Raw genomic sequence first — 19,339 nt, 5'->3', positions numbered from 1 at the left:
TAATATCCTTGTGTCAGTGCCCTTGAAAAGTGGCAGGTCGTTTTTCTTGGAAGGCGCGAATGCCCTCTTCGCGGTCGGCGGTTCCCGCCAGTAAGGTGAACGCATGGCGTTCAAAGCGCAGGCCGGTGGCTAGGTCGGTATCCATTGCTTTGTGTAACGATTCCCGTGCCAAGCGCACGGCCAGCGGTGCCTTGGCGGCAATGCGTGTTGCAATTGCCATGGCGCGCTCTAGCGTTAATTCGGGCTGGGTAATCTCGCTAATCAGGCCAGCTTCGAGGGCGTGGCGAGCGGAAATAGGCTCGCCGGTCAGCACCATCTGGGTGGCCAGTGACTTACCCACCGCCCTAAGCAGACGCTGTGTGCCGCCAGCGCCTGGCATGATGCCCAGGTTGATTTCCGGTTGACCGAACAGGGCGTTTTCACCGGCGATGATGATGTCGGCATGCATAGCCAGCTCGCAGCCACCGCCCAACGCGTAGCCATTGACGGCGGCAATGATCGGTTTGCGAAAACGCGTAATGGTGGCCCAGTGGTGCTGGCGGGGATCTTCCAGCATGCCCACCAGATCGCGTTCAGCCATTTCGTTAATATCCGCACCGGCGGCGAACGCTTTCGCATTGCCGGTAATCACTACGGCGCGAACGTTGTTGTCACTATTAGCGTTGTTCAAGGTGTCGGCGAGCTCGCCGAGAAGTTGCGTATTAAGCGCATTCAGTGCTTCTGGACGATTCAGCGTGATGCATAAAACGCCTTCCTGGGGTGGGGTTATTTTTAGCGTAGTGGGCATTTTTACCTCAGTTCGGCCTGTGGCGCACAGGATGAATATCTGCCGAGTATAGGTTTATTTTGATACGCATCAATATTGTTTGGTTGTTATTAATGTGTCGCTTGCTGTTGTTTTTGATAATTTATTCCTTTTTAACAACAGCTTGTCTGTGTTTTTAGCGAATGCAAGAGTGTTATTAGACCATGGTATGAAAGGCGGGCGCGTGGCTAAAAAAGTGATCTTTAGCCAGTATGCATCGAGTTTTTTGATCGTGGTAGGCTAATTCTTAAGCAAGCGGTGCCAGGGAAAGCGTTTGATGTTTTGTTACGGAAAAGATAGTCTTCTTGCCTATAGCGTATCAAAAAAATAAGTGAGTGCAGGAGCGCCCCATGACGCAATCAGCGCAGCAGATGTTCGACCTTCATCGTGAGATTCTTGATCAGGCTGTCGACGCCATTTCTAGCCGTAATTTCTGGACGCCCTATCCAGAAAGCATGCGGAAATCCCCTGAGGATGCCGTTAAAGCGGCGCCGTCGACATTCGAGTCACTACTTAATCAGCCATTTACACTTAACGGTGTTGGCAGCACCCAGCAAGTGGGTGGCGAAGTGTCACCTTATGGTTTTGAACTCGGCATTACTTATGACCAGCCAAACCCCGACGAGCTGATAGCGGCCATGCAAGTAGCAATGCGTAACTGGCGGGATGCCGGGGCGCAAGCGCGCGTGGGGGTGTGTCTGGAAGTCCTGTCGCGCCTTAATGCCATGAGCCCAGAGATCGCCCAGGCAGTGATGCATACCAGCGGCCAGGGGCCGATGATGGCGTTTCAGGCCGGTGGTCCGCATGCTCAGGATCGCGGTCTTGAAGCCGTGGCGTACGCCTGGCAAGCAATGGCTCAGATTCCCGCTACCGCACAGTGGGTTAAGCCCCAGGGCAAGCATGATCCCATTGTCATGGATAAGCGTTTTCACATCGTGCCGCGGGGTATCTCGTTGGTAGTGGCCTGCTCTACTTTTCCCACCTGGAATACTTATCCTGGCTTTTTTGCCAGTCTGGCGACGGGCAACCCCGTCATTCTTAAGCCGCACCCTGGCGCTATTTTGCCTGTGGCGATGACCGCACGGGTTGTTCAACAGGTACTGGAGGAAGCGGGCTTTGACCCTTGTCTGGTTAGCCTGGTACCCGACACTGTCGATGCGCCGCTGACGAAAACGCTGGCGCTTGACCCTGCGGTAAAGCTGATCGACTTCACCGGCTCCAATGCCTTCGGTGATTGGCTGATAGAGAACGCCACTCAGGCTCAGGTGTTCGCTGAGAAAGCCGGTGTCAACACGGTCATTATCGACAGCGTGGAAAACCTCAAAGCGGTCACGGCGAATCTTGCTTTCTCGCTGAGCCTTTATTCTGGACAGATGTGCACAACCCCTCAGGCTATTTATGTACCCAGAAACGGTATTGAAACAGCGGATGGCCATTTGAGTTTTGACGACGTGGCGGCAGCGCTTGCCAAAGCCGTCCAAGCGTTTCTGAGCGACAACGACCGAGCCTGTACGGTGCTGGGTACTCTCCAATCGATGGACACACAAGCTCGGATTGATAAGTGCCGTGGTTTGGGCGAAATAGCGTTGGATAGCGAGCCGCGAGCGCACGCTCAGTTCCCCGACGCTCGTATTCACACGCCGCTTATCCTTAAGGTGGATGCAGAGCAGAAGGCTGCCTATAGTGAGGAGCGCTTCGGGCCCATCAGCTTTGTTATCGCGACTGAGAACACCGCGCATAGCATTGAGCTGGCGCGTGACGTGATTCGGGAAAAAGGCGCGATAACCCTAGGTGGCTATACGACTGATGAGGCAGTGGCCGAGCAGTTCGAAGAGCTGGCGATGGATGTGGCCGCTCCGCTTTCTCTGAATCTGGATGGGGGGATATTCGTCAACCAGTCGGCTGCTTTCAGTGACTTTCACGCCACAGGCGGTAATCCGGCGGCCAATGCTTCCCTATGTAACCAAGCCTTTGTCGCCAGTCGTTTCGTGGTGGTGCAAAGCCGTCGCCACAGCCAATCCAACTAACGGAGAACGTGATGCCTTACTATCGACTTGAAGGGGTGACGCCGGTGGTGCACCCGACGGCTTATGTTCACCCGACAGCGGTGTTGATCGGGGATGTGATTGTGGGCCCCGGCTGTTATGTGGGCCCCGGCGCGGTGATGCGCGGTGATTTCGGTCGCCTGGTGCTGGAAGAGGGCGCGAACCTTCAGGATACCTGCGTGATGCACGGCTTTCCGGGCTGCGTCACTAAGGTCGAAAAGGATGGCCATATCGGCCACGGCGCGGTTTTGCATGGCTGCGTGATTGGGCGTGATGCCATGGTCGGCATGAACGCTGTAGTGATGGACGGTGCTCACATTGCTGAGCGCTCTATTGTTGCGGCAGCAGCATTCGTCAAGGCAGGCTTCGAGTGTGAGCCACAGTCGCTGGTGATGGGGGCTCCTGCAAAGGTTAAACGGCCGCTGAGTGATGAGGAGTTTGCTTGGAAGCAACAGGGTACTCAAGAGTATCAGCGTTTAGTGACCCGTTGCCGTGACAGCTTGGAACCTTGTGAACCGCTGGCAGAACTTGATGCTGACCGGCCAACCTTGCTGGCCGGTGATACACAACCTAAGCAGCAGACGCTGGATAAGTCGCCACAACCATGAACTATTCCAGCCCGCCGAAGCGCTGGTAGAAGCTGGGGCGGGGGGCTGGTAATGGGCCTTCGGCAGTTTCTAGGTGCCTGTCTAGCCAGCGCTCTGCGCGCTCGTAGAGCAACCGATAGAGGTTGCGACAGAGCTGATGGGCATAGCGGCCTTCCCACGCCGTAGGGAGCAGTTCGTCAGGCAGTAGGGGGTCACGTAATTGAACCTTGCGATACTCGTGAATCAGCAAAGTACGAGCAATGAAGCACTCTTCCTGCCCTAAATGGTTCTCTGCGTTGAGCGCATTCCACAGTGGGCGAAACTTAACCAGAAACCGCTGATACAGCTCGGCGAGTTCGTCGAGATTCCAGCTATCTCTGACCTGAAGGCGCAGCGGCTTACTGGTCATGGGCTCCATGGTTTGTGTCTGCATTACGATCGTGTCGTCGGCGGCATCAAGCTCTTGCAAGGCCACCATGGTTTCCGCGCATGACAGCGTGGGATGTGCCAGAACGCCCTGAGCAAAACTACCAAAGCCGAGCCATTCAAGCTCATCACGAATTTGCTGGCGTCGATCTGCAGGCAGCTGCGTCAGCAGCGCCAACGTCCACTGGCCCGACCAGGGCGGCTGGGCACCGTGATAGACACGCTTGAAGGCTTGTTCAAAGCGGCGTCGCCCAGGGCCACTCAACCGGTAGTAGCTGCGACGACCGACCTTTTCACCGCGTAGCCAGGTTTCATGGGTCAGCCGGTAAACTGATGTACGCACCAGCCGCTCATTGATACCGATGGGCTCCACCAGTTTCGACAGACTGCCCAACCACACAGTACCGCCCCGCGGAACGATAGAGTCGCCATAGACGGTAATAATCAGTGAACCGGCGCGAATTGGCCGACGCTTCTGGAAGTCATCAATAAGCGTAGCGACGCAGTCTTTAGCTGACGACATGGTGAATGTTGATTCCCTTTGCGATGATGTTGTCGCTAAAAACGACAGAAAATATAGCCAATATAGAAGATTATCGTATCACGTTTTTTTGTGATTTGGCCTGCAGGGTTATCAGTGAATCATGAAGAACGATTCAGTATCGCGTAGGTCGTTGACGCTAGCATTTCGTTGCGGCTTCTTATGAAGATATGACACTAATTTCAATGGTTGCTTACGCAACCCCTGCTATACTCCCCCGGTTTTAAAAAAATAGAGTTTCTTGGTGCCTTTTCGGCCTTTCTTAGCCCACATGATGTGCTGCTAGGCCTTGGCTGTCGTTTGAAGGAAAATGAAGTATTTCCTGAAAATAAAATAAAAAGAAGCAGTTATAGGCTTGCACGCCGTCGGCCCTGTTTATTGGAAGTTACTTCCATTTTTAAAGCGCTGATGTATCTAGAGAGGAGGATTGTTGATATTTATTAAATACGCAACGAAGTAATAGAGAAAGCATAGTGAAAACGCCAGAAAACTTAAAAAAATAACTACAGGAATGGTTGAAATGATTTTAGGTCTTACCTTGCTATATGTCGGAGCAGTTCTTTTTGTGAATGGGATATGGCTTCTAGGCAAAATTGGTGACAAAGAGGTATCAGTCATCAACATAATGGTTGGCGTATTGAGCTTTATTATTGCTGTCTATTTGATTTTTCGAGAGCCTAATAATCCTGCTGCGATTAGTACGGGGGCATTTACCTTGCTATTTGCTTTTACTTATCTTTGGGTTGGTGCTAACCAGTTTTTAAAGGCGGATGGAATAGGGCTTGGATGGGTCTGCTTTTTTGTTAGTATTACGGCCGCGTTTGTTGGGGTGAACTCTATCGCTGATATAGGACTCAACTTTGAGCTGTGGAATACACTTAGCTGGTTTGCATGGTCTGCTTTGTGGTTCAGTTTTTTCTGCCTGCTAGCGTTGGCGAAAAAAATACAGCGCTCAGTCGCAATTTACACGCTCTTTTGCGCTGTTTTTACAGGTTGGATTCCTGGCGTTATGATACTGTTGGGCATAATCAATACATAACAGTTCGTTACTAAACGTAAATAATACTGAAAAATATTTTGAGAACGTCCACATTGAGAAATCACGCGGTATATAATCGCTAAATGGCTGCGCCTATTTATGAGCACGCTTGCCATGCTGCAGTAGCGCTCTTGACATGTTTTACCGTGCTATCAGTATATGGCGAAGAAATTAAAAAATCATGGAGATGAAAACATGGCATCAGTACTGAGCGACTACATCAAAAAAGAGCAGATGTTAAAGCAGCTACAGGAAGAGCTGCAAGCGCTTGAAAGTAATAGTGAGTTGAAGAAAGAGCTGGAGTTCAAGGAGAAACTACAAGCTCTCATGACAGAGCATGGCAAGTTAGTCCGCGACGTATGCGAAATGCTTGATCCATCATATCGTTCCTCATCAGTTAAAGGCACCAAGATAAGCAGTACCGATGGTCGCAAAAAGCGTCCTTTAAAGGTATATAAGAACCCGCACACAGGGGAAGTCGTCGAAACGCGTGGCGGCAACCATAACGTCATTAAAGAGTGGAAAGCTGAGTTTGGCAATGAAGAAGTGGTCAGTTGGGTCGTAGAAGAACGAGCCTAATATGTTCACTCGTCGCTCGCTTGGTTACTCCGCGAGCGGCGAATATTTACTACCTGCCAATACTCCCTGTATCTTTATTAAGCCGTTATGTTTCTCTATGCTTACCTTGCAAAGCTCGTCACGCACTAGGAGTGAATGATGAAAAAAACGTGGCTAGGTTATTTAAGTTTAGCGGCAACCGCTGGGATTTTGTTGCTACCGGTAGCGCACGCAGCAGAAAGGGTGTGCGAGGACAAAAAGAGTGTCTTACGACAACAGCTTGAACAAGCCCAAGCACACGATAATCACCATCGTGTTCGAGGGTTGCAGCGTGCGTTGCAATCCATTGAAGAGAATTGCACGAATGAGCAAGTTCTTGCAGAGTCTGCCGAAGAGGTGCGGGAGAGCCAGGAAGAGGTACGTGAGCGTGAGTTAGCGCTTGAGGAGGCTCTTAGAGAGGGCGACGAAGATGATATTCAGAAACGACGTGAAAAATTAGAAGAAGAAGTGCGTGAGCTTGAAGAGCACACTCAGGAACTCAATTCACTGCAGCACCGTATCAACGAATAATCTGCACGAGGCTTCATTGCTTAGCCGCAAAATCGGCGTTCATTCCAGTCAGCATCTTTTTAATATCGATGAAATGCTGACAGCTGGCAGCGCTTTTTCATCTCTAGCATTACCTGCATTTATCCCTTCCTCCATAAGTTTTGAATCTTGCATCAATGGCTCAGATCTAAGCACATCGTTGCTGGACTAGGCCTTAGCATCGTCCTCGCGTTTCTAAGCAAGCATGTGTTGCAAGCAGTGATACTCAATCAATGAGTGTGACGTCGCCCCATTGTAAGGTCTTCTTTTTATTGCCCCGTAGCTGTGACGAATGAGTTGCGGCTAACTTTTTGTATAACTGAGGTAGCTTTTGTACAAGTTTATGGTTTTTAATGATGAGAACTATCTGCTTCGTGCAACTGCAATTCAGCGGTGGTAACAGAGACGCCGCCGAGCTTGGGCGGGGTGCGAGAAAACTCACGTTTTTAAAGATAAAAAGGTGCTCTAAGAGATGACTTCCACCAATTCACCCGCTGGGCTGCAGGAATCGACATCATTCGGCCTTTTCCCCCGTACCGTGATGCTGGCTGGTAATGATCCTGACGCGACACGCCGGGATATTGAGGCCTGCTTTATCGCAACGTTTGACCGCTACGAGTCGCTTTTTACCACGCTGGTGAGCGAGGAAGCATACGTAAGGAAGTCCATTCCGCTTAGGCACCCGCTGATATTCTACCTCGGGCATACCGCGACGTTTTTCGTCAACAAGTTGGTGCTGGCTAAACTTCTGCCCACCCGTATCGATCCCAATATGGAGTCTATTTTCGCTGTGGGCGTCGATGAGATGAGCTGGGATGACCTGAATGATGATCACTATGAGTGGCCGTCAGTCAGTGAGGTCATGAGCTACCGCGCCATGGTTCGTGCGGCGGTACTCACCTTGATCCGTGAACTACCGCTTTCGCTGCCAGTCGATTGGGATAGCCCGTTCTGGCCAATCGTCATGGGTATCGAGCACGAGCGGATTCACCTGGAAACGTCGTCAGTATTAATCCGTCAACAGCAGCTTCATCTGGTACCCCCCCAGAGAGAATGGGAGCCGGTGAGCATTAGCGGAGAGCCACCGGAAAACAGCCTGATCACAGTGCCAGGGGGAGGGGTAACCTTAGGCAAGTCCTTTGACGACCCTTGGTACGGCTGGGATAACGAGTACGGCCATCACAAGGCTGAAGTGGATGAGTTCAAGGCTAGCCAGTTCTTGGTGAGTAACAGTGAGTTTCTTGAGTTTGTAGAAGCTGGCGGCTATTTGAGCGATACGTTTTGGTCTGAAGAAGGGTTGGGTTGGCGCAACTTTGCTAAAGCGACGCATCCCACGTTTTGGGTGTGGAAAAACGAATGGTTTCTGCGCTTGATGACAGAAGAAGTTGAAATGCCCTGGGATTGGCCGGTGGAGGTTAACTTCCACGAAGCCAAAGCCTTCTGCAACTGGAAAAGCGAGCAGATTGGTCAGCCTGTGCGCATGCCGACAGAAGATGAATGGCATCGCTTGGTTGAGGAGGCAGGTGTCACCGAACTTGAGAGCGATACGCCTGCCAACGCCAACCTGCATCTGGATCATGGCGCTTCTTCCTGCCCAGTGACCCGATTCCAGCACGGTCAGTGGTTTGATGTCGTGGGCAACGTCTGGCAATGGGTGGAAACTCCCCCCTATCCGTTTCCAGGATTTGACGTGCATCCGCTATACGATGACTTCACCACACCGACTTTCGACAATCAGCATAACCTGATCAAGGGTGGTTCCTGGATATCGTGTGGTAACGAAACGCGTCTTAGTGCCCGCTATGCGTTCCGGCGTCATTTTTTCCAGCATGCGGGTTTCCGCTATGTGGTGTCGGATGCCGAGGTTACGTTGCCCAGCGCCTATTATGAAAGCGATGCCCGCATGGCTGAGTATGCAGAGTTTCATTACGGCGATGATTGGTTTGGCATTGCCAACTTCCCGCAAGCATTGGCTAACCGGGCGTTGGCCAGTCTGGCCGGTAAACAGAAGAAACGCGCCCTGGATCTAGGATGTGCCAGCGGACGCTCCAGTTTTGAGCTGGCCCGTGAGTTTGAGCACGTTGACGGCGTAGATTTCTCAGCCAATTTTATTCGCCAGGGCGTGGAGATGGCCGAACAGAAAGTGCTGCGATATACCCGAGTGGAGGAGGGTGAGCTGGTCAGTTATCAGGAGCGTACGCTGGCGAGCCTGGGGCTGGAAAAGTCGGCGAGCCGCGTTAGCTTTCATCAAGGTGATGCGTGCAATCTCAAGCCGCAGTTCAGCAATTACGACCTAGTGCTGGCCGCCAATTTGATCGACCGGCTCTATAAACCTGCACAGTTTCTGCAAACGGTCCATCAGCGCATCAATGCAGGCGGCATCTTGATGATCGCCTCGCCTTATACTTGGCTGGAAGAGTACACGCCCAAGGAAGAGTGGATTGGTGGGGTCAAGAAAGATGGTGAAAACGTTAGCACGTTGGATGGCCTTAAAGCGCTGCTTGAACCCAATTTCCGGATGATTAGCGCCCCTGAAAAGGTACCCTTTGTGATCCGTGAGACCATGCATAAATACCAGCATAGCCTCTCGGAAGTCACGCTATGGGAGCGTCGCTCCTAGCGAGGTTTAAAAAAGACCCTCAATGGCCCGGTTAATCGACGCATGTTCGGTTAACCGGGTGAACAAGCCCTCGTCGGCTTCACCATTGATCAACCCTAGCAATACGCCCAGCACGGCACCTCTATGAACGTTGTCACCGCCAACTTCCGCGTTGATCTGTAAGGCCTTCAGAGGATTCTGTTGGTGTTTGCAGGCAAGGTATAGCACCGCTGGCCAGGCGTCAGTAATGTAACAGGCTGTGGATAAAACACTTCCGATCACCTCGCGCTCTTTGTATTGACTGGCAACTAGTTTTTTCAGGTCACGCTTCGATAGGCCACGAGTGGCCTGTAGCAAAAGTTCCTGAACCGAGCTTTCATGATCGCGAAACAGTAACCCGTCGATTAGTTCGACGTAGGCGTCGCAAACCTCGGCGAGAAAGTTGTCAGGGTGGGTCAGGGCGAGGTGCTGACGGCAACACTTGCGGGTATCCGACAACGAAAGCCCCTTCAAACGTTCGCCAATCACAAGTGGGGCAATTGTCACCAAGCCACCGATGGAAGGCGTATCGTGAGTCACCGCACCACACTGTTTGGGCGGCAAACCCTTTTCAAAATTAGCAAAAAAGCCGCGGTGGTAAGATTCGGCGTAGGTATCTGGGTGGGCTGGCGTATCCGCCGTCATTAAGCGGATATAAGCCTGGAGGAAGGTGTCGCTATTATAGTGCTGGTCTGGCTCTGCCATGGTTTCCATGAGCGTTAACGCGCAATGCGCATTGAGCGTGTTATCTCCAGGAGCCATGCCTTGGTGATAGTGTACGTTTGGGCGATTCCAGTACGACTGTTTTCCTTTCAGAATGACACCGCCGACAATCTCAGGCTGTTGGCTACTAGCCGCCCGTTTGCGACCACCGCCACTGGTAGAGTGCACCGACATGATGGATGAAGGGTGAAATTCGGGAGGCGCTTCAAACGTTTTTATCCCACCTGGAAAAGCACGATCGATATCGTGAACGTTATAGAACCAGTGCACAGGCATAGCCAGTGCATCGCCAATAAACAGATTTTTAAGCGCGGCAGTCGCTCTTGCTGGAACATTATTGGTCATGGGTAGGCCCTCTAACGTTATGTATCGCTGTGGAAATGCAATATCAAGTAACCCAAGGAAAAAGCTGAGTATTTACATTACCGTGAGCCTTCAGGGATATAAAGGATGTATAAGAAATTGAGAGAATGGCGGGGATGCGGGATGCGTGCGAAACTAATACTAGCGACGCCCAAAGAGATCCAATAACAATCAATAATGAATGGGAGCAATGCAATGGAGTCACTCCAAAAACGCATCGGTCTTATGGCAGTCATGCTGCTATTGGTAACCCTGATCAGCGGATGTCGCGGGCAACTAACAGTGACGGTGCCACTGCCCATGTTGGTGAACAATCCTGCTGATTTCGACGACAGAAAAATCGTTACCCAGGGCGTTGTGCGGCATTTTAATGACCCTCTTCATTATTGGATAGAAGACGAATATCTTAATCGAGTTGAGATATTTCCCCATCAGGAGATAGCCCCGTACCTAGGTGAAACTGTGGAGGTAGAAGGCCAGTTTCACTTCTCTCCACATGAGGGGCGACGGCTGATCCTAGCGCGGGTCGATCAGTTACAACGCGAATAGTGGAAAGGCACTATGCTAACTGTTTCTGCAGTTAAGCGACTTTATTATAAAGCTAACGTAGCAAAAGTGATCGATCTATCGCTATAAATTCACTGGCTTCATTTATTAATGACGCTGCAGTTAACTGAGGGACACCATATACCTCAACTTTTTTGCCATGCACAGTACGAATTTTATTTACCAAAATATCGAAGTCTCCGTCGCCTGACACTAATACGATAACATCTGCCTGTTCAGCGTATTCCATTGCATCGAGTGCAATGCCAACATCCCAGTCGCCTTTCGCAGAACCATCTGAACGTTGAATAAAAGGTTTTAGCTTTACTTTAAAACCAATCGCTCTGAGTATATTTTGAAACTCCCGTTGCTTTTGGTCACCTCTATCGATGGCATAGCAAAAAGCGGCCACAACGTCTCTATTAGCAGTTACTTGCGACCAAAATTTGTTGTAATCAAAATTTTTACCATACACTTCACGCACGGTGTAATATATATTTTGGATATCAATAAATATCGCAACTTTTGTCATAAGATGTAATCTTTTTTCATTAATAATGAAGTTAGTTTGATTCTTCGGCGAGCTGGCATAGTGTTTTTACTGCCTCTGGCTGGCGACCTTTTTGCCAAGCAAGCATGAGGTCTGTGGCTAGTGGCAAGTCTTCTAATTCATAGGCGACAATGTCTTTGTCCCCCAGTGCCATAATGCTTGGCATAATCGCATACCCCATCCCTGTAGCGACCAAACTGCGAATAGTTATGTCATCGCGACATTCCTGAACGGTATTAGGTATGAAGCCTACCTTCTGGAAGCATCTATCTAAGCGGTCGAAGCTCCCAGGCGTTGAGGTTCGACTAAACCGAATGAACGGTGCGCCGTGAAAATCCTTAAGCGAAGTCGGGGCGGTTGCAATGAGAGGGTGGCATCTACTGGTGAAGACCGCCATACGAAAACTGGCTAACGGATAGTAATCGAGCCGTGGCTCATCTTCTCGTTCAATGAACAAAATGCCTGCATCGAGCCGACCCGCCAGAATCGCTGCCGTCTGAGGACCCGACAACATTGATTCCAGCGTTAACTGCGTCGATGGGTAACGTGATCTAAACCTGCTGATGAGTGCTGTAATGCTGGGAATATAGGGATGTATGGTGCTAATCCCGAGCGAGAGGCTTTCGCGTTAGCCATTGGCGATATCGCGTGTTTTTTTCGCGACACTTTCGAGTTCTGACAGTAGACGCTGCCCGTTGGCATATAGGTAATGCCCCGCTTGGGTCAGAGATACCCCTTTGCGGTCACGATGAAACAGGACTGCCCCGATATCGGCTTCAAGTTGATGTATCTGTCGCGTCAAGGCGGGGTGAGCGATCGGTATCTGCTTTGCAGCAGACGATATCGAACCCGCTTCGACCACTGCCATGAAGTACCTCAATTTTTTTGTGTTCATGTCTGCTCCCGATGACGTCACGATGCGCGTCTCATTTTGTACAGAAAATACAACTAAAGCCTCATCCCATAAAGGTATGACGCTATCGGGAAGAAGTATTTTATTCGCGTTAAGCGTTACAACATACTCAAAAACAACTTGGCTAAGCGCATAACGGCGTATGCGATTCATGTTGCATAAGCATGTGTTATCGCAGACCGCCTAGGTAGTGCGTTATTTACCACTTTACAACAAGGTTCTACCTCTCATGACGTTATCAGCCATTGAGCTTGAGAAAATGATCACGTTTCGTAGGGATCTCCACCAGCACCCAGAGTTATCTGGCCAGGAGTTTATGACAGCTGAGCGTATTGCAATGACGCTACGTGACCTGGGGGTAGATGAGGTGCATGAGGGGATAGGAGGCAACGGTGTGGTCGGCGTTATCAAAGGCGCTAGCACTGGTGCAACCGTTGGGCTTCGAGCCGACTTCGATGCTTTGCCACTCGAGGAAGCTAATCAGTTTTCGCATCGCTCCAGCCAGTCAAATGTAATGCATGCATGTGGACATGACGGACATACGGCAATGCTGATGGCTGCTGCTGCACAGTTGGTTAACCAGCGCCCAGCTCAGGGAACTGTCGTGTTGATTTTTCAACCTGCAGAGGAAATTGGTACTGGTGCTGAAGCGATGCTTGCGGAGGGACTTCAAGAGCGATTCGCCCTCGACGCGATATTTGGACTACACAATTGGCCAGGTGTAGACGCCGGGCGTTTTGTCATCCATGACGTCCCTCACATGGCATCAAGCGATGATTTTGAGGTGACATTCCACTCCACAGGGGGGCATGGAGCGATGCCTCACCTCACGACAGACCCCATCGTCGCGGCCAGTCTATTTACAACCGCCATTCAACAGATTGTCAGTCGTAATATTGATCCCCAGGACATCGCTGTTATTAGTCTCGGCAGCCTGCAAAGCGGCCATGCTAGCAACATTATTCCGGCGACTGCTCGGCTGACGGGCACCGCGCGCTGCTTTAAACCCGAGCTACGTAAACGTCTTGAGAGGCGGATTACCGACGTTGCAGAAGGGATTTCCAAGACAACAGGATGCGACGTCACACTCGATTATGTTCCTTCAACACCGGCGGTTGCCAATGACCACGGTTGCGCCCAACTGTGCCGCGATGTGGTGGTGCAGCGTTGGGGGCATGAACAGCTGGTAGAGCACCCAGTCAGCATGGGAGCTGATGATATGGGGGCTTTTCTTACGCATATTCCTGGTGCCTATGCATGGATTGGCAATGGTTCAGGGCCACAAACACCGAAACTTCCCCAGCCTGACTATGACTTTAACGATGCCATTCTGTCGATTGGAAGCGACTTCCTGACAAGTGTGGCAATGCAGTTTCTCGATAACCATCAATAAACTGGGGATACCCCATGACACCTCTCGAAAAAACAATGACACGCGAGAAGAGTTCACGAGCAACGTTTCGCTTCCCGCATATTTTTGTCGTGTTATTTAGTTTTATCTGTCTCGCTGCTTTATCAACCTACTTTCTTCAGGCGGGTAGCTATGAGCGTGTAACAAATGAGCAAGGGCGTACGGTCGTGGTGCCAGACAGTTATGCGGCGGTTGAAGCTCAGGAGGCTGGCTGGTTAAGTCCTTTCATGGCGGTCTTTGAGGGGATGGGGGAAGGCAGTAGCATCATCTTCTTTATTTTCATCTCAGGCGGCGCGTTTGGCGTTCTTAAAGCAACCGGGGTCTTACAAAAAGTCGTTGCCAGTATCAGTAATGCGCTTACTGGGCGTGATCTCATCCTCATCCCTTTACTGATGCTTTTATTTGCAATGGGGGGAGCAACCTTCGGGCTCGCAGAAGAAACAATCGCCTTTATCATTATCCTCGCACCGTTACTGCGTATGCTGGGGTATGACTCTATTACGGCCGCAGCGGTGCCACTGGTAGGTGCTGGTGCCGGTTTCTCTGCAGCGTTTATGAATCCTTTTACCGTTGGCGTTGCCCAGGATATCGCTGAACTCCCGATGTTTTCTGGAATGACTCTGCGGGCCTGTTACTGGCTAATATTTGTCAGCGTCAGTATTGCTTTCGTCACTCGCTATGCGGCCAAAGTCAAAGCTCACCCCGAGGCAAGTCCTGTCTTTAATAGTGACCGCCGTCAATTTGGCAAACCGCAAGCCAATGAAGATCCAGGTGCGTTATCAGTTGCCGACAAACTCGTCCTCGCTGCTTTCGTAGGCACTATTCTTGTTATTGCTTATGGGGTGATACGTCACGGCTGGGATATCGGTGAGATGTCCGGCGCCTTTCTCTTGATGGCTATTTTAATCGGTGCATTCGCGCGTATGAACCCGAATAAAATTGCCGACCACTTTGTTGAAGGCATTCAGGAAATTGCGATGGGGGCACTGGTAGTGGGCTTTGCCTTTGGCATCCTGGTGATTCTGAGAAATGGGGAAATCCTAGATACCATTCTTTATCATCTCGAAGGGCTGCTGAGTGGAATGCCCGCGGTGGTTACTGCTGTATGTATGTTTTTTGTTCAACTTATCCTGAACTTCTTAGTCCCTTCTGGCAGTGGCCAAGCAGCACTGACCATGCCTTTGATGGTGCCTCTTGCAGATCTTGTGGGAGTCACCCGTCAGACGGCTGTTCTTGCGTTTCAGTTTGGTGATGGCATCTCCAATATTCTTACCCCAACGTCGGGATATTTCATGGCAGGGCTTGCGGTGGCAGGTGTGTCGTGGAGTAAGTGGATCAAATGGATACTGCCATTAGCGATTCTTCAACTGGGTATGGCAAGTCTCATGATTACTCTGGCTCAGATCTTTTCCTGGACATAAATAAGGCATCAATAATGCGTATTAACAAAATCACGGTATATGGTGTGCGTCTTCCACTTAAGCAACCGTTTAAAATTGCTTATGACACTTATCACGATATCGCCAGCCTGATCGTCAGTATCGAGACTGCTTCTGGCCAGATTGGCTGGGGGGAAGCCGTGGTAGATCAGCATGTGTCTGGAGAAACGTATCTTGGCGCACGAGAAATCATAACCTGTGAGCTAGCGCCCTTACTAATGGGCTCCAACGCCAGTGATATTGCGCAATTCCATCATGCCGCCAACCGTAAAATTCGCCATAATCCCTCGGCTAAAGCAGCTCTCGATATTGCGCTTCACGACCTAGTGGCGCGTGAGTGCGGAAAGCCGCTTTATGCGCTGCTAGGAGGGCGTAGCCATGCTAGATTGGAACTTCCATACGTTATCAGCATGTTAGCGCCGGAGGAGATGGCACGTCAGGCGAAAGAGGCTGCTCGGCGCGGGTATCAGTCCATCAAAATCAAACTGGGAGATACGCCGGAGCATGATGTTGAGCGGATTGCGCGCGTTAGAGAGACGCTAGACCGATCGATTGCGTTGCGCGTGGATGCCAATCAAGGATGGAGTGCTAAGCAAGCGCTTCAGGTCATTCGGCATGCAGCGCCCTATCAAGTGGATTGGTTTGAGCAACCCGTCGCTATGGAGAATCTCGCAGCCATGGCCCGTGTGACTCAGGCAACTGATGCCATGATTATGGCTGGTGAGCCTATTCACGGTGTTAAAGAGATGCTGGATGTGATTCAACTAAACGCTGCTGACATGGTTAACATCAAGTTAATGAAATCCTCTGGCCTACGTCCTGCTATGGCGATGGCAGAGGTCGGGATGGCGGCTGATATACCCTGCCAGATAGGCTCTATGGTGGAGTCCTCGATCGCGACGCTCGCGGGTGCCCACTTAGCGCTGGCGCATCCCAATATTATTGCGAATGACTTGGTGGGGCCTGCCATGATTGGGGAAGATGTTGCCCAGATGCCGGGAGATGAAACGCATATTGTGTTGGACGATTCACCTGGACTTGGCGTGACTATCGACAAGAGTCGAGTGCGGGATCTCAGCGAATTTGTCGACACCATTGACTGACCTAAGGTGTACTCTCGGGTGGGAGTGACGTAAAAAAGATGTTTTCTTCTTTGGTGCTTCTGCCCGATAGTTATCAATGCTGTTATAAAATCTCAAGCGTATGAACATATAAACATATTAATAGCGCTAAGCTTTTAATAGGGATTAAATGAGGTAATTATTTGGCACAAAGCAATGGCTAGTTGTTTAGCTATCACATAGCAGAGCGTAGTACTGTGCCAGTATCAATCACTGAACTGGATGATATGCTCTACAAAACGTCGCACCTTGGCGAGCTCCCCTAGGTGTTCAGGGTAAACAAGATAATAAGCACTCTCGCTGAGTAATCTATATGGCCAAGCAACTGTCAGTCGGCCACCTTCCAACTCTTCATCGACGGTAAAGTGAGGAACCAGTGCGACACCTCCCCCTGCCATTGCCGTTCGTACCAGCATAGGAAATGTCTCGAAGCGAGTGCCATGATAGCTACGGTCAGTGATGATCTCTTGGTTTGCAAACCAGTGGTGCCAAGCGTCAGGGCGTGTCGAGAGGTGAAGCAGCGGCAGTCGTGTTAAGTCATCCACTGAATGAATGGGGTGCTGAGCCAGTAATTCTGGAGAAGCAACCGCGACCATATCCTCATCAATAAGCTTATGACAAGCTAGGCTTGGCCAACTTCCATGTCCATAAAACAGAGCAATATCGATATCTTGCTGCTCAAGATCAAAATCTTTTACGCGGTCATGAAACTCCAAACTAATGCCGGGATTCGCGGCCAGAAAGGTAGGTAACTTATTGGCTAACCAGCGGCTACCGAAGCTAGGTAATGTGGCGATTTTAAGAACCTCGCTATTACCGCTGTAGGTCATTATCGCTTGCGTCGACATCTCAATTTGAGTGAGCACTTTACGTACGTCACTTAAAAAAATAGCTCCTTCTGGGGTTAGCAGCAGGCTGCGACGCACGCGACGAAATAGCTTGTGTTGCAAGGTGGTTTCGAGGTGTGCAACTTGTTTGCTGACAGCGCTTTGCGTGAGGTTTAGCTCGTCTGCTGCCCGAGTAAAACTCATATGACGTGCGGCCGCTTCAAAGCACTGCATAGCCGCCGTAGAAGGAAGATTACGTGATGCCAAACCTGGCGCTCCTGATGACCTGAAAGCCGCCCCGGCGACTAAGCGCCGGGGGGAAGCTAGGCTTTTATAATGGCTCATTAGGCGAGCGACGCGGCTTCCTGATATTTGTCAGGACGGCGCGACTGAAGCCAGCCCACCGTCACCATGGCAAGTAAGCCTAAGCCGCTGGTTAGCAACTCAGGAACCACCATGGCAAGCCCTGCAACTAACAGTACCAGACGCTCCCAGAAGAAGGAATCGCGCACAAAGTAGCCGAGTAGCGCACTGCTGACGCCCATAATCCCTACGAGTGAAAAGAACAACGCGCTTAAAAGACCCAGCAGCGTAGGTTCGACTAGTACCAGCATGGGATTATAAATGAAGGCATAAGGAATAATAAACGCACCAATCGCCAATTTACCCGCCGTAAAGCCGGTCTTCATTGGGTTGGCTTGCGCAATACCCGCACCCGCAAAGGCGGCTAAGCAAACGGGAGGCGTAATATCGGCGATGATGCCGAAATAAAAGACAAACAAATGCACTGCCATTGGCGGAAGGCCAAACTCATTAATAAGCGCCGGTGCGGCAATTGTGGCAGTGACGACATAGTTTGCTGTTGTGGGTAATCCCATGCCCAGAACAATGCAGGCAATCATCGTGAATAACAGGGCAAGTATCAAAACGCCATCAGCCAAGCTAATAATGCCGGCGGCAAATTTTGACCCCATTCCTGTCATGCCTACCACGCCAGCGATAATACCTGCGCAAGCGACTGCAGCGATCACTGGCAGTGCCACGCGCGCGCCTTTTTCAAAAATAACCAATATATCTTTTAATGAGGGGCGTGTTTCTTTGCGCGCCAAACTGACAGCAAACGCACATGCTATCCCCAGTAGTGCTGCTCGTTGAGCGGTAAAGCCAACGCTAATGGTCGTAATAATGACGAGCAAAGGCAGTAGCATGTAGCCTTTTGACAGCATGAGCTTACGCTTGCTGGGCAATTGATCTTTAGGAAGGCCGAGAATGCGATGACGTTTGGCTTCGAAATGAACCCCCATAAAAATACCCGCAAAATAGAGAATGGCGGGAATCAGCGCCGAGAACATGATTTCGCGATAAGAAACGCCTACATACTCCACCATGATAAAGGCCGCTGCGCCCATTAAGGGGGGCATGATCTGACCACCCGTAGAGGCTGACGCTTCGACTGCTCCCGCTACCTCGGGTTTAAAACGGGCATTTTTCATCATAGGAATGGTGAAAGAGCCAGAGGCCACGGTGTTGCCGATAGAGCTTCCCGAAATCATGCCCTGCAGCGAACTTGCTATGACAGCGGCTTTGCCGGCACCACCAGTAAAGCGCCCAGTTAGTGCAAAGGCTAAGTCATTAAAGAATCGACCTACTCCGGTATGCATCAGGACAACGCCGAAAAACAAGAACAAGAAGATAAAGCGCGCCGATATTTGCAGAGGCGTACCAAAAACGCCGCTTTCCCTGAACCATAAGTAGGGAGACACCTGCTCAAGAGAGAAGCCAGGATGGGAAAGCAAAGGGCTGGGTATTAGATTGCCAAACAGCGCATAAAGAATTGCCAGCGTGGCCATGACAACGATTGGCATACCAACGGTACGGCGAGTTGCTTCTAGTACAAACAGCACGCCGAGTGCGGCAATCGTTAGATCAAAGGCTGAATAGCCCGTGACCCTTGCACGCAGGACTTCTTCATAAAACAGGATTTTATAGTAGGCAGCAAAGGTTGCTGCGAAGGCGAGTAGTACGTCGTACCACGGCACTCCATTGCGCCTGCCTGCGCCTCGCGTTGCAGGGAATAGAATAAAGATCATCCCCAAAGCAAGCCCTAAGTGGACGGCGCCTTGCTGCTGTGACGGTAGCGTACCAAAATAAGCGGTGTAGAGATGAAAACACGTCAGTGATACACCCATTAGGGTGATCAGCCATCCCCACTTGCCTAG

General features: G+C 50.7%; 18 protein-coding genes. 10 read left to right on the top strand and 8 right to left on the bottom strand.

The annotated features are described in order from the left end of the window. Positions 1-13: 13 nt before the first annotated feature. The gene (gene paaF, locus REH51_RS07680; protein WP_009723070.1) at positions 14-787 is read right to left on the bottom strand and encodes a 2,3-dehydroadipyl-CoA hydratase PaaF; all 774 of its coding nucleotides are present in this window, start codon (positions 785-787) and stop codon (positions 14-16) included. A 368-nt stretch (positions 788-1,155) separates the two neighbouring features. Between paaF and paaN the strand changes: the two genes are divergently transcribed. Together paaN and paaY are read left to right on the top strand one after the other, a co-directional pair. Continuing rightward, positions 1,156-2,832: a phenylacetic acid degradation protein PaaN gene (gene paaN, locus REH51_RS07675; protein WP_498937446.1), complete on the top strand. Its 1,677-nt coding sequence runs from the start codon at positions 1,156-1,158 to the stop codon at positions 2,830-2,832. A gap of 11 nt (positions 2,833-2,843) precedes the next feature. Next, the gene (gene paaY / locus REH51_RS07670) at positions 2,844-3,458 is read left to right on the top strand and encodes a phenylacetic acid degradation protein PaaY (RefSeq protein ID WP_009723067.1); all 615 of its coding nucleotides are present in this window, start codon (positions 2,844-2,846) and stop codon (positions 3,456-3,458) included. 1 nt (position 3,459) lies between these two features. On the opposite strand, the gene paaX is transcribed toward paaY, so the two are convergent. Next, positions 3,460-4,386 carry a phenylacetic acid degradation operon negative regulatory protein PaaX gene (gene paaX / locus REH51_RS07665; protein WP_498937444.1) on the bottom strand — a complete coding sequence of 309 codons (927 nt, stop codon included), beginning with the start codon at positions 4,384-4,386 and terminating at the stop codon, positions 3,460-3,462. Between the two features lie 538 nt (positions 4,387-4,924). Here paaX and REH51_RS07660 point away from each other — a divergent pair. The 4 genes from REH51_RS07660 to ovoA all read left to right on the top strand — a co-directional run bounded on the left by REH51_RS07660 (position 4,925) and on the right by ovoA (position 9,209). Then, positions 4,925-5,443: an AmiS/UreI family transporter gene (locus REH51_RS07660; RefSeq protein WP_498937442.1), complete on the top strand. Its 519-nt coding sequence runs from the start codon at positions 4,925-4,927 to the stop codon at positions 5,441-5,443. 195 nt (positions 5,444-5,638) lie between these two features. Continuing rightward, complete coding sequence (locus REH51_RS07655) at positions 5,639-6,022, top strand: histone-like nucleoid-structuring protein, MvaT/MvaU family (protein ID WP_009723063.1); 384 nt, start codon at positions 5,639-5,641, stop codon at positions 6,020-6,022. Positions 6,023-6,157: 135 nt separating this feature from the next. Beyond that, a complete protein-coding gene (locus REH51_RS07650; RefSeq protein WP_498937440.1) occupies positions 6,158-6,571 on the top strand; it encodes a DUF1090 domain-containing protein in 414 nt (137 codons plus the stop codon). A 490-nt stretch (positions 6,572-7,061) separates the two neighbouring features. Beyond that, positions 7,062-9,209, top strand: a complete 2,148-nt coding sequence (ovoA, locus tag REH51_RS07645; protein ID WP_498937438.1) for a 5-histidylcysteine sulfoxide synthase — start codon at positions 7,062-7,064, stop codon at positions 9,207-9,209. 6 nt (positions 9,210-9,215) lie between these two features. Here ovoA and REH51_RS07640 read toward each other — a convergent pair whose 3' ends face one another. Beyond that, complete coding sequence (locus tag REH51_RS07640) at positions 9,216-10,295, bottom strand: ADP-ribosylglycohydrolase family protein (RefSeq protein ID WP_009723060.1); 1,080 nt, start codon at positions 10,293-10,295, stop codon at positions 9,216-9,218. A 213-nt stretch (positions 10,296-10,508) separates the two neighbouring features. Between REH51_RS07640 and REH51_RS07635 the strand changes: the two genes are divergently transcribed. After that, entirely contained in the window at positions 10,509-10,862 is a 354-nt protein-coding gene (locus REH51_RS07635; protein WP_009723059.1) for a hypothetical protein, read from the top strand. A gap of 52 nt (positions 10,863-10,914) precedes the next feature. Here the strand turns inward: REH51_RS07635 and REH51_RS07630 are convergent, their stop codons facing one another. The 3 genes from REH51_RS07630 to REH51_RS07620 form a co-directional block, all read right to left on the bottom strand. Continuing rightward, complete coding sequence (locus REH51_RS07630) at positions 10,915-11,391, bottom strand: NYN domain-containing protein (protein ID WP_009723058.1); 477 nt, start codon at positions 11,389-11,391, stop codon at positions 10,915-10,917. A gap of 31 nt (positions 11,392-11,422) precedes the next feature. After that, complete coding sequence (locus tag REH51_RS07625) at positions 11,423-11,974, bottom strand: LysR family substrate-binding domain-containing protein (RefSeq protein WP_498937733.1); 552 nt, start codon at positions 11,972-11,974, stop codon at positions 11,423-11,425. Between the two features lie 63 nt (positions 11,975-12,037). Continuing rightward, positions 12,038-12,304, bottom strand: coding sequence for a LysR family transcriptional regulator (locus REH51_RS07620; protein WP_498937436.1), 267 nt, complete (start codon positions 12,302-12,304; stop codon positions 12,038-12,040). 247 nt (positions 12,305-12,551) lie between these two features. Here REH51_RS07620 and REH51_RS07615 point away from each other — a divergent pair, with 247 nt between their 5' ends. From REH51_RS07615 to REH51_RS07605, 3 genes are read left to right on the top strand one after another with little or no spacing between them, the layout of a single operon-like run. Next, on the top strand, positions 12,552-13,715 hold the full coding sequence (locus REH51_RS07615; RefSeq protein WP_498937434.1) for a M20 metallopeptidase family protein: 1,164 nt from the start codon (positions 12,552-12,554) through the stop codon (positions 13,713-13,715). Positions 13,716-13,729: 14 nt separating this feature from the next. Then, positions 13,730-15,154: a YfcC family protein gene (locus tag REH51_RS07610; RefSeq protein WP_498937432.1), complete on the top strand. Its 1,425-nt coding sequence runs from the start codon at positions 13,730-13,732 to the stop codon at positions 15,152-15,154. Between the two features lie 14 nt (positions 15,155-15,168). Beyond that, positions 15,169-16,275: a mandelate racemase/muconate lactonizing enzyme family protein gene (locus tag REH51_RS07605; RefSeq protein ID WP_498937430.1), complete on the top strand. Its 1,107-nt coding sequence runs from the start codon at positions 15,169-15,171 to the stop codon at positions 16,273-16,275. A gap of 224 nt (positions 16,276-16,499) precedes the next feature. On the opposite strand, the gene REH51_RS07600 is transcribed toward REH51_RS07605, so the two are convergent. Both REH51_RS07600 and REH51_RS07595 read right to left on the bottom strand, forming a co-directional pair. After that, positions 16,500-17,387 carry a LysR substrate-binding domain-containing protein gene (locus REH51_RS07600; RefSeq protein WP_009723053.1) on the bottom strand — a complete coding sequence of 296 codons (888 nt, stop codon included), beginning with the start codon at positions 17,385-17,387 and terminating at the stop codon, positions 16,500-16,502. Between the two features lie 77 nt (positions 17,388-17,464). Beyond that, on the bottom strand, positions 17,465-19,318 hold the full coding sequence (locus tag REH51_RS07595; protein ID WP_498937731.1) for a TRAP transporter permease: 1,854 nt from the start codon (positions 19,316-19,318) through the stop codon (positions 17,465-17,467). Positions 19,319-19,339 lie beyond the last annotated feature (21 nt).

The organism is Halomonas bluephagenesis, assembly GCF_054790765.1.
The sequence above is the reverse complement of the archived record's forward strand: the minus strand, read 5'-3'. Positions and strand labels throughout refer to the sequence as shown.